Origin of the sequence: Streptomyces sp. NPDC058872 (assembly GCF_042743065.1) — a bacterium.
GTDB lineage: Bacteria > Actinomycetota > Actinomycetes > Streptomycetales > Streptomycetaceae > Streptomyces.
In genome coordinates this window covers 1-14,083 of the sequence record NZ_JBHYMK010000013.1, presented here as the reverse complement: position 1 = coordinate 14,083, position 14,083 = coordinate 1, and the positions used below count along the sequence as shown (strand labels likewise).

11 protein-coding genes are annotated in these 14,083 nt (G+C 73.1%); 6 read left to right on the top strand and 5 right to left on the bottom strand.

All coding sequences use genetic code 11. The annotated features are described in order from the left end of the window. Positions 1 to 32 precede the first annotated feature (32 nt). From meaB to ACFW22_RS10650, 3 genes are read right to left on the bottom strand one after another with little or no spacing between them, the layout of a single operon-like run. Positions 33 to 1,016 (bottom strand): methylmalonyl Co-A mutase-associated GTPase MeaB, encoded by a 984-nt coding sequence (meaB, locus tag ACFW22_RS10660; protein ID WP_386401419.1) that lies wholly within the window; start codon positions 1,014 to 1,016, stop codon positions 33 to 35. Next, the gene (gene scpA, locus ACFW22_RS10655) at positions 1,013 to 3,187 is read right to left on the bottom strand and encodes a methylmalonyl-CoA mutase (protein ID WP_386401417.1); all 2,175 of its coding nucleotides are present in this window, start codon (positions 3,185 to 3,187) and stop codon (positions 1,013 to 1,015) included. The genes meaB and scpA overlap by 4 nt, the downstream gene beginning before the upstream one ends. Then, positions 3,187 to 4,998 carry a methylmalonyl-CoA mutase family protein gene (locus tag ACFW22_RS10650; protein ID WP_386401415.1) on the bottom strand — a complete coding sequence of 604 codons (1,812 nt, stop codon included), beginning with the start codon at positions 4,996 to 4,998 and terminating at the stop codon, positions 3,187 to 3,189. The genes scpA and ACFW22_RS10650 overlap by 1 nt, the downstream gene beginning before the upstream one ends. Before the next feature lie 136 nt (positions 4,999 to 5,134). On the opposite strand from ACFW22_RS10650, the gene ACFW22_RS10645 reads away from it, so the two are divergent. The 4 genes from ACFW22_RS10645 (at position 5,135) to ACFW22_RS10630 (ending at position 9,338) form a co-directional block, all read left to right on the top strand. Beyond that, positions 5,135 to 5,833 carry a DUF2470 domain-containing protein gene (locus ACFW22_RS10645; RefSeq protein ID WP_386401413.1) on the top strand — a complete coding sequence of 233 codons (699 nt, stop codon included), beginning with the start codon at positions 5,135 to 5,137 and terminating at the stop codon, positions 5,831 to 5,833. A 124-nt stretch (positions 5,834 to 5,957) separates the two neighbouring features. Continuing rightward, positions 5,958 to 8,225, top strand: coding sequence for an MMPL family transporter (locus ACFW22_RS10640; RefSeq protein ID WP_386401411.1), 2,268 nt, complete (start codon positions 5,958 to 5,960; stop codon positions 8,223 to 8,225). 59 nt (positions 8,226 to 8,284) lie between these two features. Further along, positions 8,285 to 8,794 (top strand): HD domain-containing protein, encoded by a 510-nt coding sequence (locus ACFW22_RS10635; protein ID WP_386401409.1) that lies wholly within the window; start codon positions 8,285 to 8,287, stop codon positions 8,792 to 8,794. A gap of 190 nt (positions 8,795 to 8,984) precedes the next feature. After that, complete coding sequence (locus ACFW22_RS10630) at positions 8,985 to 9,338, top strand: MmcQ/YjbR family DNA-binding protein (protein WP_386401407.1); 354 nt, start codon at positions 8,985 to 8,987, stop codon at positions 9,336 to 9,338. A 107-nt stretch (positions 9,339 to 9,445) separates the two neighbouring features. On the opposite strand, the gene ACFW22_RS10625 is transcribed toward ACFW22_RS10630, so the two are convergent. Then, the gene (locus ACFW22_RS10625; protein WP_386401406.1) at positions 9,446 to 10,348 is read right to left on the bottom strand and encodes an aminotransferase class IV; all 903 of its coding nucleotides are present in this window, start codon (positions 10,346 to 10,348) and stop codon (positions 9,446 to 9,448) included. Positions 10,349 to 10,576: 228 nt separating this feature from the next. Here ACFW22_RS10625 and ACFW22_RS10620 point away from each other — a divergent pair, with 228 nt between their 5' ends. Further along, positions 10,577 to 11,731 carry an amidase family protein gene (locus ACFW22_RS10620; RefSeq protein WP_386401404.1) on the top strand — a complete coding sequence of 385 codons (1,155 nt, stop codon included), beginning with the start codon at positions 10,577 to 10,579 and terminating at the stop codon, positions 11,729 to 11,731. Next, on the top strand, positions 11,698 to 12,651 hold the full coding sequence (locus tag ACFW22_RS10615) for a helix-turn-helix transcriptional regulator (RefSeq protein ID WP_386401402.1): 954 nt from the start codon (positions 11,698 to 11,700) through the stop codon (positions 12,649 to 12,651). Before ACFW22_RS10620 ends, ACFW22_RS10615 begins: the two co-directional genes overlap by 34 nt. A gap of 307 nt (positions 12,652 to 12,958) precedes the next feature. Here ACFW22_RS10615 and ACFW22_RS10610 read toward each other — a convergent pair whose 3' ends face one another. After that, positions 12,959 to 13,684, bottom strand: coding sequence for a glycerophosphodiester phosphodiesterase (locus ACFW22_RS10610; RefSeq protein WP_386401400.1), 726 nt, complete (start codon positions 13,682 to 13,684; stop codon positions 12,959 to 12,961). Between the last annotated feature and the right edge of the window lie 399 nt (positions 13,685 to 14,083).

The window sequence follows — 14,083 nt, the reverse complement described above, 5'->3', positions numbered from 1 at the left end:
GCGGGGCCCGCCCAGACGTCCGTACCGCCGGTTCAGTCCCGGCGCTCCCCGAAGGCCTCCAAGAGGTGCTCGGCGGCCAGGGTCGCCGTCAACCGACCGTCCCTGACCTGCTGCTCCAGGACGGGAGCCAGGTCCCGCACCGCCGGGTCGCCGTGCAGCCGACGCAGCAACTCGTCGCGCACCATCGTCCAGGTCCAGTCGACCTGCTGGTCCTGCCGCTTGGCCGTCAGACGGCCGGTCGAGTCGAGCAGGGTGCGGTGCTGTTGCAACCGGCCCCAGACCTCGTCCAGCCCCGCCGACTCCCGTGCGCTGCAGCTGAGGACCGGTGGCGTCCAGAACGCCTCGGCGCCGTGCATCAGGCGCAGCGCACCCGCCAGCTCGCGCGCGGCGGCGCGGGCATCGCGCTCGTGCGGGCCGTCCGCCTTGTTCACGGCGACCACGTCGGCCAGTTCCAGGACGCCCTTCTTGATGCCCTGGAGCTGATCGCCCGTACGGGCCAGGGTGAGCAGCAGGAAGGAGTCGACCATGTCGGCCACGGCGGTTTCCGACTGGCCCACGCCCACCGTCTCCACCAGCACCACGTCGTAGCCGGCGGCCTCCAGGACGACCATCGATTCACGGGTCGCCTTGGCGACCCCGCCCAGGGTGCCGGCGCTGGGGGAGGGGCGGACGAAGGCCGCCGGGTCGACGGCCAGCCGCTCCATCCGGGTCTTGTCGCCGAGGATCGAGCCGCCCGTACGGGTCGACGAGGGGTCGACGGCGAGCACGGCCACCCGGTGGCCGAGCCCGGTCAACATCGTCCCGAACGCGTCGATGAAGGTCGACTTGCCGACGCCGGGCACCCCGCTGATCCCGATCCGCACGGCCTTCCCGCTGCGCGGCAGGAGCTCGGTGAGGAGCTCCTGCGCGAGCACCCGGTGCTGGGGGCGGGTCGACTCGACGAGGGTGATCGCCCGCGCGATCACCGCACGCTTCCCGTCGAGCACGCCCTTCACATAGGCGTCGAGACCGATCACAGGTCGTGCCCGAGGTCCGTCGCGAGCCGTGTCACCAGGTCGTGGGCAGCGTCCGGGATCACCGTCCCCGGCGGGAACACGGCTGCCGCCCCCATCTCCAGGAGCGTCGCCACGTCCTGCGGCGGAATGACGCCGCCGACCACGATCATGATGTCCTCGCGGCCCTCCGCCGCCAGCTCCTCGCGGAGCGCCGGCACGAGGGTGAGGTGCCCCGCGGCGAGCGAGGAGACCCCGACGATGTGCACGTCGGCCTCGACGGCCTGGCGGGCCACCTCGGCGGGGGTCTGGAACAGCGGGCCGACGTCCACGTCGAAGCCCAGGTCGGCGAAGGCGGTGGCGATCACCTTCTGTCCGCGGTCGTGCCCGTCCTGACCCATCTTGGCGACCAGGATGCGCGGTCGGCGCCCCTCGGCCTCGCCGAAGGCGTCGACCAGGCTCCGGGTGCGCTCGACGGACGGGGACTCGCCGGCTTCGTTGCGGTACACACCGGAGATCGTACGGATCTGGCCGGCGTGCCGTCCGTAGACCTTCTCCAGGGCGTCCGAGATCTCGCCGACGGTGGCCTTCGCCCGGGCGGCGCGCACGGCGAGCTCCAAGAGGTTGCCGTCGCCGCCGGCGGCCCGGGTGAGGGCGTCGAGCGCGTCCCGGCAGGCGGTCTCGTCGCGTTCCTCGCGCAGCCGCCGCAACTTGGCGATCTGCTGCGCGCGGACGGAGGAGTTGTCGACCTTGAGGACGTCGATCTGCTCGTCGGAGGAGACCCGGTACTTGTTCACGCCGATCACCGGCTGGCGTCCGGAGTCGATCCGTGCCTGGGTGCGGGCCGCGGCCTCCTCCACGCGCAGCTTGGGGATGCCGGCGTCGATCGCCTTGGCCATGCCGCCGGCCTGCTCGACCTCCTGGATGTGCTGCCAGGCGCGGCGGGCCAGGTCGTGGGTGAGCCTCTCGACGTAGGCGCTTCCGCCCCACGGGTCGATGGTCCGACAGGTGCCCGACTCCTGCTGGATGAGCAGCTGGGTGTTGCGGGCGATCCGGGCGGAGAAGTCCGTCGGCAGCGCGAGGGCCTCGTCGAGGGCGTTGGTGTGCAGCGACTGGGTGTGGCCCTGGGTCGCCGCCATGGCCTCCACGCAGGTCCGCGTGACGTTGTTGAAGACGTCCTGTGCGGTCAGCGACCAACCGGAGGTCTGCGAATGGGTCCGCAGGGAGAGCGACTTGGCGTTCTGCGGATCGAACTGCCGGACCAGCTTGGCCCAGAGGAGCCGGGCCGCGCGCAGTTTGGCGATCTCCATGAAGAAGTTCATGCCGATCGCCCAGAAGAACGACAGCCGCGGGGCGAAGGCGTCCACGTCGAGCCCGGCCGCCCGACCGGCGCGGATGTACTCGACGCCGTCGGCGAGCGTGTACGCCAGCTCCAGGTCGGCCGTCGCGCCCGCCTCCTGGATGTGGTAGCCCGAGATGGAGATGGAGTTGTAGCGCGGCATCCGCTGCGAGGTGTAGGCGAAGATGTCGGAGATGATCCGCATCGAGGGCCCCGGCGGATAGATGTAGGTGTTGCGGACCATGAACTCCTTGAGGATGTCGTTCTGGATGGTCCCGGCCAGCTTCTCGGGCGGCACGCCCTGTTCTTCGGCGGCCACGATGTACAGCGCGAGGACCGGGAGGACGGCGCCGTTCATCGTCATCGACACCGTCATCTTGTCCAGCGGGATGCCGTCGAACAACTGGCGCATGTCGTAGATCGAGTCGATGGCCACGCCCGCCATGCCGACGTCGCCGGTGACGCGCGGGTGGTCACTGTCGTAACCGCGGTGCGTCGGCAGGTCGAAGGCGACCGACAGGCCCTTCTGGCCGGCTGCGAGGTTGCGCCGGTAGAAGGCGTTCGACTCCTCGGCCGTGGAGAAGCCCGCGTACTGACGGATCGTCCAGGGCTGGTTGACGTACATCGTCGGGTACGGGCCGCGCAGGTACGGGGCGATGCCCGGGAAGGTGGCGAGGAAGTCCAGGCCCTCCAGGTCCTGCCCGGTGTAGAGCGGCTTGACGGCGATGCCCTCCGGGGTTTCCCACAGCAGGTCGTCACCGCCCGCGGCCTTCTTGACGGCCGAGCGCCACTCCTCGGGTCCGCCGCCGGCGGTCGGCGTCCCGAGCTCGATCCCGGAGAAGTCGGGGATGGACATCAGGACACTCCCATGCGGTCGAGGGCGGTGGAGAGCAGGGCGACGGCGTCGCAACCGGCGAAGACGTAGGTGTCGACGCCGGAGTACGCCCCGGGGCGCCCGGCGAGGAGGACGTGCTCGGCCCCGGCTGCCCGCAGCTCGGCCGCGGCGGCCTCCGCCCCCTCCGCGTAGAGCGCGTCGCTGGAGCAGAGACAGGCCTCGCTGGCGCCGCTCTCCTCGAAGGTGCCCTCGGCGACGGCCTCGATGCCGCCGGCCTGGAAGAGGTTGGTGGCGAAGGCGAGCCGGGCCGAGTGCGCCGCCGCCGGGCCGAGCGTGGCCAGGTAGACGCGGGGGCGGGCGCCGGTCGCCGCGAGGTGGGCGTCGGAGCGGGCGCGCAGTGCCTCGTACGCCTCGTCCCGGCGGACGCGGGGGAGTCCTCCGGCGGGCGGCTCGGGGGCGGGCGCCCGGTCGACGGGCTTCTCGGCGAGGTGCGGGAACTCGCTGACGCCGGTGATCGGTTCGCGGCGGGTGGCGAGCTTGGCGCTGCGCGCGGACCAGGTCGCGGCGAGCCGCTCGCCGACGAGGCCGGAGCGGAGCGCCGCCTCCTGGCCCCCGGCGTGCTCGATTTCCTGGAAGAACTGCCAGGCGGCGTGGGCGAGTTCGTCCGTGAGGCGTTCCACGTACCAGGAACCGCCGGCCGGGTCGATCACCCGGGACAGATGGGATTCTTCGATGAGGATGGTGGAGGTGTTGCGGGCGATCCGGCGCGCGAAGGCATCGGGCAGGCCGAGCGCCTCGTCGAAGGGGAGCACGGTGACGCTGTCGGCGCCGCCCACTCCGGCGGCGAGCGTCGCCACCGTCGTGCGCAGCATGTTCACCCAGGGGTCGCGGCGCGTCATCATCACCGGCGAGGTCACGGCGTGCTGGCGCTGTGCGCCCGCTTCGGGGGCGCCGCAGGCCTCGGCCACCCGTGCCCAGAGGCGGCGCGCGGCGCGCAGCTTGGCGATCGTCAGGAACTGGTCGGCGGTGGCCGCGTAGCGGAACTCCAACTGTCCGCACGCCTCCGCGACGGACAGTCCGGCCCCGGTCAGACCGCGCAGGTAGGCGACGCCGGTGGCGAGCGAGCAGCCCAGCTCCTGCGCGGCCGAGCCGCCGGCCTCGTGGTACGGCAGGACGTCCACGGTCAGCGCCCGCAGCCCCGGGTGGCGGTCGGCGCAGCGGCGCGCGAGACCGGTGACGGACGCGAGGTCGTAGGAAGGTCGGCCGGTGCGGGCCTCGTGGCCCAGCGGGTCCGCACCCAGGTTGCCCCGGGCCGCATCGGCGGCGACGCCCCGCTCCTCGTACAGCTGGAAGAGTCGTTCGGCGGCTGCCTCCGTTTCCTCGCCGGCGTCGAGGGCGACGGGGGCGAGGTCGAGGTAGACGCCGTCGAGGACGGTGCCCAGTGCGGAGACCGGGATGCCGGTGCCGCCGACGCCCAGCCAGAGGGAGGTGACGCCGTTCTCCAGGTCGGAGAGGACCGCCTCGCCGTCGGGGGCGACATGGCGCTGGCGCACGTCCCAGCCGGAGGCCGTGTTGCCCTCGGCCCGTCCGCCCCGCACGAAGGGGGCGAAGCCGGGGAGCCCGGCCGCGGGGGCGGCGTCGCGCGCGGTGTAGAGCGGGCGCGTGGTGAGGTCGTCCTCCAGCACGGTGGACAGGGCGTCCTCGGCGGCGTCGCCGGAGACCTCCTTGCCCGACTTGCGCAGGACACCTGCCACGAGGTGTTGCCACTGTTCGTGTGGCGCGTCTGGGAATTCGGACGCCAGGGAAAGCCCGTCGTCAGGGAGGACCGTCATGCTCGGATGCTAGGTGAGATCAACAAAGGAGCAGGAGGGCGTACGACTGTGACCTTCTTCTCTTCGCCCGAACGAGATAGGTTAGGCTTACCTAAGTTTACCTTGGTTTCTTCCTCGTCCTCCCGGGAGCACCCGCATGCGACCCTGCACGATCCGGGCCCCACGGCCCACCCCCGCCGAACGCGTCCTCTCGATCCTGACCGCGGCCCGCTCCATGACCGTCGTCACCGACGGACTCCGGCGCGAGGCGCACCGCCCGGACGCCATCGGACCGATGGGGCACATCCACCTCCACGACCCCGCGGAGGACTGCCCCGGCGCAGGAACCGCGCGCATCCCCGTCCGCCTGGAACTCACCGACATCGCCCCCGCCCCGGTGCGCCAACGCCTGCGCGCCCGCGTCACCCTGACGGGCCTGCTCTCCGCCCCGTACGTCGAGGAGGCCGCCACCAGCATCTGCATGGAGTTCGGCCAAGCACTCCTCGAAGACGACGAAGGCCGGGTGTTCATCGGCCTCGAAGAGATCCGGGGCGCGGAGCCCGACCCCCTGGCCCTCCACGAGGCGGGCGCGCTCACCCATCTGGCCGACCGGCACGCCGAACTCGTCCCGCTGCTGCTGCGCCTCGTCCGACCGCGCCCCGCCCGGGACACCGTCCGCGTCCTGCCCCTCGCCCTCGACCGGTACGGAATCACCCTGCGCCTCGAACACCGCACCGGGCACCACCAGGACGTCCGGCTGCCCTTCGCCGCCCCCCTCACCCGCATCGACCAGGCCGGCCCCCGCATCAGGGCTCTCCTCGCCGCGGCACGCCGCGCTTCCCACCTGCCGGTCTGAGACCCGGCCCGGCCGACGGGTCGAGATGCCGGAGCACCGGGCCGGGCGAAGAATGGATGGGACCGGCCCGCACGACGTCGGTGCCGCAACAGCTCGGGGACCTCCCTACCCGGACACGAACGCCATGAACGCAGGAAGCCCGGCCTCGGGCCGGTCCGTACCCGCCGGAGGCGTCCTCCACCGACTCGGCCACTGGTGCGCCCGCCACTTCGTCGTCGTCATCGCCCTGTGGCTGGCGGCCGTCGCGGGACTCCAGATCGCCGACCGTGCCGTCGGGGGGCAGTTCTCCGACGACTTCGTCCTCCCCGGCGTACAGTCGGCCGAAGGGCTCGACGTCCTGAAGACACACGACCCCGCCGTCGGTGGATACGGGGCCCAGATCGTCCTCAACCGCCCTTCCGGTCCCCTGACCCAAGAGGCCTCCGCGGTCAACTCCACCGTCGCCAACCTGCAGAAGCTGCCCGACGTCCTCAGCGCCCAGAACCCCCTCCCGCCGCCCGGTACCACCCCGCCCGCGCTCCCGGCCGGGACGCCCAACACCGGCCCGCTCTCCACCGACGGGAAGACCGCGTACATCACCGTCCGCTTCAGCGTGCCGCCCTCTACCCTCGGCAGCGACTACCTCAACGGCGTCGACACCGCGGTACAGCCGCTCCGGGACGCCGGCGTCACCGTCGAGTACGGCGGAACCCTCGGAGAGCTCGCCCGCCCCCAGGCCGATGACCGCAGCAGTGAAGCCATCGGCTTCGCCGTCGCGATCCTGGTCCTCCTCGTCGGCTTCGGCAGCGTCATCGGCGCCGTCCTCCCCCTGATCACCGCACTCCTCGGCGCGATCTGCGGACTCGGCATCCTCGGCCTGGTGGCCGCCGGCTTCACCTTCAGCACCGTCTCACCCACCCTGGCCACCATGATCGGCCTGGGCGTCGGCATCGACTACGCCCTGTTCCTCATCACCCGGCACCGCCAGAACCTCATGAACGGCCACGATCCCGCCGAAGCGGCCGGCTTCGCGACCGCCACCAGCGGCCGTGCCGTCCTCGTCTCCGGATGCACCGTCATCATCGCCCTCTCCGGGCTGTGGGTCTCCGGAATCACCTTCATCGGCAAACTCGGCCTCGCCGCCGCCTTCACGGTGGTCACCGCCGTACTCGCCGCGCTCACCCTCGGCCCGGCCATGCTCGGACTCGTCGGCCGCCGCATCGACCGCTACCACCTGCGCAAGCCCGTGGCCGAGACCGACGCGAAGCCGGGAGAGCCCGCACACGGCACCTGGCACCGGTACGCCCAGCGCGTCGAACGACGCCCCTGGTGGTTCCTGACCGGCGGCGTCCTCATCCTCCTGGTGCTGGCGTTCCCCCTGCTCTTCATCCAACTCGGCCACATCGGAGACGGCGCCGACCCCGAGTCCTTCACCGACCGGAGGGCGTACGACCTGATCTCCGAGGCCTTCGGTCCCGGCGCGAACGGGCCGCTCACCCTCGTCGTGGACCAGACGGCGGTCCCCGACGCCGACCGGGCCGCACTCGGCACCGCACTCCAACAGGCACTGGCCAAGGTCCCCGACGCCGCCTACATCACCCCGCTCCAGACCACCCCCGACGGAGACGTGCTCATCGGCACCGCCTACTCGGTGGCCTCCCCGCAGGACGAGAAGACGACCGAGCTGACCAACCACCTGGTCGACGAGGTCCTCCCGCAGGCCGTGACCGGCACCGACGCCCAGACCTACGTCACCGGCACCACGGCGGCCCAGGTCGACTTCCTCGACATCGTCTCCAGCCGACTCCCGCTGATCATCGCCGTCGTGGTGGGCCTCGCCTTCCTCGTCATCCTCGTCGTCTTCCGCGGCCTCCTGGTCGCGGTGAAGGCGGCCGTGCTCAACGTGCTCTCCATCGCCGCCTCGTACGGAGTGCTCGTGGCGGTCTTCCAGTGGGGCTGGGGCGGACCCGCCCTCGGGGTCTCCGGCAAGGTGCCCATCGAGAGCTACGTGCCGATGATGATGTTCGCCATCGTCTTCGGGCTGAGCATGGACTACGAGATCTTCCTGCTGTCCCGGGTCCGCGAGGCCTGGCTGCGCACCGGCGACCCCAAGGGCAGCGTGGCGCACGCCCTGGAGATCACCGCCCGGGTCATCAGCTGCGCCGCACTGATCATGGTCAGCGTCTTCGCCGCCTTCATCATCTCGGACAACATCGTCGTCAAGATGCTCGGCCTCGGCCTCGCCGCCAGCGTCCTCATCGACGCCACCGTGGTGCGCCTGCTGCTGGTGCCCGCCGTGATGACCCTGCTCGGCCGTCACGCCTGGTGGATGCCGGGCTGGCTGGACCGGATCCTGCCGCACTTGGACACCGAAGGCGAAAGCGAGCTCCGAGCCGCGGAGAAGCCCCACTAGGCGCGGCCCCGCCCCCGTGGACGGTGCGCGGACCTGACCGCGGGGGCCATCATGGCTCCATGAAGACGCTCGCCTCAGTGGACGCCCTGGCCGACCGCGCGCACGCCGGTCAGGTGGACAAGACCGGTGCCCCCTACGTCGCACACGTCCGTGCGGTCGCCGCGGGCCTGGAGGCGCTGGGCCGCCCCCACCTGGCCATGGCCGGTCTGTTGCACGACGTCATCGAGGACACCGACTGGACGGCGGAGGGACTGCGTGCCGCCGGGGTGCCCGACGAGGTCGTCGCCCTCGTCGAGGCCGTCACCCACCGGCCGGACACGACCTACGAGGAAGGGCTCCACCGGATCGCGGAGGACCCCGGGGCCACCCTGGTGAAGATCGCCGACAACGCGCACAACAGCCGCACCGACCGGGCCGCAGGACTGCCGCCCGCCCAACGGGAACGGCTCGCCGCCAAGTACCGTGCCGCCCGCGAGATCCTCTGGCCGGCGGCCGACCCCGACGACATCGTGACGATCCTGCGGGTCGTCAACCCCGACCTGCTCGTCGAAGCGGCGAAGACGACCTGATCGGTGGCGCCCGTCCGGACGACGGGGCCCTTCGCCCGGGCGACGGGGGCCTTCGATGCCCCATGCAGTTGCCTTTGAGTTGCGGAGACCGTTGCCCCGCGCGTGACGGGGTGGGGCGCGGGCCGGCGGGCGCGGCGGACGTCCGGGACCGCCGGGCCCGATGTCGGTGGACCGCCGTAGGGTCGGCCGCATGAGCACTTCCGACGAAGTCCGCGCGCTCGCGCTCGCCCTGCCGGAGACCATCGAGAAGGAGGCGTGGTCCATGCCGACCTTCCGGGTCGCCGGGAAGATGTTCCTGACCCTCCCGGACGACGAGACCTCGATGGCCGTCCGCTGCCCGAAGGAGGAGCGCGACGAGCTGGTCCTCGCGGAGCCGGAGAAGTTCTGGATCGCCGGACACGAGGCGTCGTTCGCCTGGGTCCGGGTGCGGCTCGCCGCCGTCGACGACGCGGCGGAGCTCCGGGCGATCGTGGTCGACTCCTGGCGGCAGACCGCCCCGCCCCGGCTGCTCGACGGCCATCCGGAGCTCACGGCCCCCGCGTAGCCCGCGGCACCCGCGCGTCCTCCGTACCGATCCGGTCGGCCCGCTCCCCGCGCCCCCGTGCGGGGCCCCGGAGCCGCGCCGCCGCGGCCCGGGGACCGGCCCGCCGGTCACAGCGGTTCCGGCGTGACCTCCCGGTAGGCCGCACGGAGTTCGGCGAGGACGGGATCGTCCTCGGGGAACGTCAGCGCGTCGACGGCGCGCACCGCGCGGACCCCGATCGCGGCGTTGGTGGCGAACACCGCCCGCATCGCACCGAGACCGGTCGTGTGTACCCGCCGCACCACGGAGCCCGGCCGGGCCCGCCGCAGCAGCTCCATGGTCACTCCGGGCAACACCTCGGCCTCCGGCCACACCACCCGGCCGTCGCCGTCCACGAACCCCACGTTCCAGGTGCAGCCCTCGGACAGCGCGGCACCCACCGCCGGGCCCGCCGGCCGACCCCGCCCGTCCGCCGCGCCGGACGGGAGGCCGCCGCGCGCCCCGGTGCCCCCGGGCCCGGTGCCCCCGGGCCCGGTGCCCCCGGGCTCGGTGCCCCCGGGCTCGGTGAACAGGACGTCGTCGAAGCCCGCACTGCGGGCCGCGCGACGCAGCGCGAGTTGGCCGAACAGCGCGACGTGCTTCACCTCCGGGAGGTCGCGGCGGTACGGCCGGGTCGCCACCCGCAGTGGTGGCGGGAACAGCGCGCCGGCCGGCCGCATGGTGACCAGCACGTGTGGCTCCGCGCCCTCCGCCGGACGGCCGATGTCCAGCGCAGGGTCGAAGACGGTGACCCGGACGTTCTGCGGCTCCGGCCCGCGGGGCACCGCCGCACGGACGTACGACCGGACCCGCTCCGGGTCGAGGGGCGTTCCGAAGACCGCCGCGCAGTCGCGCACCAGCCGGTCGAGGTGCAGGCTGAGCCCCCGGACCGCACCGTCCGCCACCCGGAGGGTGGTGAAGTGGCCGTAGGTGGTGAGGGCGAGGGCCGTGGTCTGGGCGACGGTGGCCGGAGCGCCGTTGACAGTTGCCATGACCCCAGTCTGGCCCGGACGCAGGGCACCGCGGCGCACCGGCGGCCGAAACCGAAGCCCTCCTGCCCGTCCTGACCCTGTTGTCCCTTCCGTCCGGCCCGTCGTGCGGACCGGTGACCCGGCCATCCGACCGGGCGTCCCGTTTCCCCGGCACGTTACTTGCTGGTACGCCATGATGCTGCCGGCCACATCCACGTGCGTTCCACACGACCGGGGGCTGAGGCAGCGGTGACGACTTCCCGTCCCGAGGCAACGACGAGGGTGCACGCGTTCCGGGACGACGCCCTCGGCGAGCACGACGCGGTGGGTCTCGCCGCGGCGATCCGACGCGGCGAGATCGGCGCCGCCGAGGCCGCGCGGGACGCGGCGGAGCGCGTGCGGGCCGCCGCGGACCGGCTGCACGCCGTCCAGGTGCGCGCCGCCGACCCGACGGCCGCCGGCAGCCACGCCGAGCCGGTCCGCAACCCGTGGAACACCGGCCACTCCGCCGGGGGTTCGTCCGGCGGCAGCGCCGCACTCGTGACGGCCGGTGCGGTGCCGATCGCCCACGCCAACGGCGGCGACTCGATCCGCGTCCCGGCGGCGTGCTGCGACCTGGTGGCACTGAAGCCCACCCGCGGCCGGGGCGTCCGCAACGCGCAGAGCCGTCAGCTCCCGATCGACCTGGTGGTGGACGGCGTCGTCTCCCGCTCGGTGCGGGACACCGCCGCCTTCCCGGCGGTCGCCGAACGCCACTGGCGCAATCCGCAGTTGCCGCCGGTCGGCCTCGTCGAGGGACCCTCCGGGCGCCGGCTGGGGGTCGGTCTGCTGCTCGACTCCCCGAACGGTGTCACCGCCGACGCCGCCACCCGGGCGGCGGTCAACGGGACCGCGCAGAGCCTGGAACGGCTCGGCCACACGGTGGAACCGGTGCACCCGGCCATCGACCCGCGGTTCACCGACGACTTCCTCGCTGGAGACCTGCCGGTGGGCGTGATGTTCTCGGCCCGGTGCCGAACGAACCCTGCACGACGTGGCGTTCACGCTGGAGGCAGAGCAGCCGTTCCGGCGGATCCAGGATGCCTGAGACGTGTCGGGGCGCCCGAGTGCTGCCGTCTGCTGCCGTTGACGGCAGGGGCGGCAGGAGCGGTGGCCCTGGGGGCGTCCGCCCGGCGTGGGGGTGCGGCGGAGCCGACCACCGGGGCCCCGGCACCCCCGTTCACCCCGGGGCGCCGGTGGTTCGCGGTACCGAGTATTCCGCCCGGCCCTCCGGCTTTCCAGGGACGGATCATGCAGATAATGGGACCGGTCCCGGATGCCCGGGCCCGCCCCGCACGGTTGCGGGGCGCCGTACCCACGAAAGCTGCCGCATGCGACTCCCGGCCGGTGACCGAGACCGCCTGAGGACGATCCTCCGGGGCCGCCGGGCCGCGCTCGACCCCGTTGCCGCCGGCTTCCCCGCGCGTCGCCCCGGCCCCGGGCGCCGCGCCGCCGGGCTGAGCCAGGAGCAGATGGACCTGCTGTTGAACCGGACGGCGGGCACCTACAACCGGTTCGAGAACGGCCAGCTCGCCCACCCCGCCACCGACTTCCTCACCGCCGTCGCCCGGATCCTCCGCCTCGACGAGCAGGAATGGGCGTTCCTGTGGCAGCTGACCCGCCGGGAGCAGCCGCCGCACCCCCTGCACAGCAGCTCCGGCATGTCGGTGTCCCCGGTGTGGCAGCGGATCCTCGACCGGGTCGGCGACTCCGTCGGGTTCGTCCACGACGCCGAGTGGAACGTCCTCGCCCACAACGACGGGTTCCGCCGGCTCTTCCCGGGCGCCCGGGCCCCGGACAACATGATGCGCTACATGCTGCTCGACCCCGGGGCGCGGACCCGGGTGCTGACCCACTGGGAGACCCAGTGGGCCCCCGCGATGATGCCGCACCTCAAGCACGTCGCGGCGCTGCGCCGCGACAACGCGGGCCTCGCCCGGCTCGAACGCGACGTGCTCCGCGACCCGGTGGCCGGACCGCTCTACCGGGCCTGCGCCTCGGCGCCGATCCCCTTCTACGACGGTTCAGAGCTCCCGGTGCGTCACGCGGTCCTGGGGCCGGGCCGGCTGACCACCTGTCTCGCCGACCTGACCGCCTCCCCCGGGGCCCGCCTGAACATCAGCCTGTTCACCGCCGACCCGGATCCCGACACCGGCACCTCCTCCGACTCCGTCGCCGACTTCGACACCCGCACCGACCGCGCCACCGCGACCAGTGCCGGTGCCGATTCCGGCTCCTCCGGCGTCCTCGTGGTGCGCCCTGGTGGCCACGGCCCGGCGGCGTGACGATGCCGGCATGACCGACGCCGTCCCGCCCGCGTCCGACTCCGCCGCCCGGACACCCACGCCCGGCGGCACCTCACCGCAGGGGAGAGCGTGAACGCGGGTACGCCCTGGCGGGCGGCCTCGTCGAGAGCCCCGGGAACGTCCGCGCCCGAAACCTCGTGGAAGCCTCCGTCGGTCACCCTGTGCAGAACCGTGCCGGTGCGTCCTCCCGGTCCGGGTCGCTCCCGCCGGTCCGTGCGTGATCAGCCTGTGTCCGGGGGCTCGGCGGCTCGCTTGTTGGAGCAACTGCAGGGGCCTTCGACGCCCCTCAGGACCCATGGGCCGAGATCCAGCCCATCAGCTCCGCCGGGCGGTTGGTGATGACGCCGTCGACCCCGAGCTCGTCCAGCGCCTTCCAACGGGTCGGAGCGTCCACCGTCCAGACGTTCACCGCGACCCCCGCCGCGTGCAGCTCTTCGACCAGCTCCGGGCGGGTGGACAGACCCCGGTCCGAGACGTTGTACGAGGCCAGGTGCAGGTCCTTCGCGACGGCGACCGGATCGGCGTCCGGCGCGTCGCGCAGCAGACCCAGCGGCAGCTCGGGCGCCAGTGCGCGGACGTGCCGCAGCGACGGGACGTCGAAGCTCTGGACGAAGACCCGGTCGGTCATGTCCGCGGCCCGGACCTCCCGCACGATCCGGCCCACCTCCTCCTCGCTGTGGGCGCCCTTGACCTCCAGGAGGAGGTTGCCGCCGCGCTCCCGGAGGTCCGCCAGTTGGGCGGCCAGTGTCGGGACGCGAGCACCGGCGTAGGAGGGGGCGAACCAGGAGCCGGCGTCCAGGGCGTCCAGTTCGGCGGAGGTCAAGGAACGGATCGCCCCCGTGCCGTCGGTCGTCCGGTCGACGGTCGAGTCGTGCATGACGTACGGCACGCCGTCCTTGCTGGGTTGGACATCGTCCTCGATCCACGTGGCCCCACCCCGCCGGGCGACCTCTTCGGCGACCAGGGTGTTCTCCGGAGCGGCGGACGAGGCGCCCCGGTGAGCGATGGCCACGAGCGGCTCACCGGCGGCGCGGAGCCAAGGGGGTGCCGAGGGCGGACCCCCGGGCGCCGGCCCAGGGGGCGCGGCATCCGGAGGGGATGGGGCCGGCTCGGCGGACAGAACGGGCGGAGCGGCGAGGATCAGCGTCACGGAGAGCACCGCCTGACCGTGGACCAGGCGGCGGAGGAGGGACCGTCGTGCACCAGGTGGGGGGAGGTGGTTCATGACCAGAGCCTAGGTGTGACTGACGGTCCGACAGGGGTTCCACACCGAGCGACACGTGACGAGGCGACGACCTCCTCGGACCGGGGCGCAGCCACCTCCACGCGGCAGCCGGGGGAGGCGGGCGGGGGGGGGGCCCCCCCCCCCCCCCCGCGCCCCGCCCCGGGCCCCGGGGGCTCGGCGGGGGCC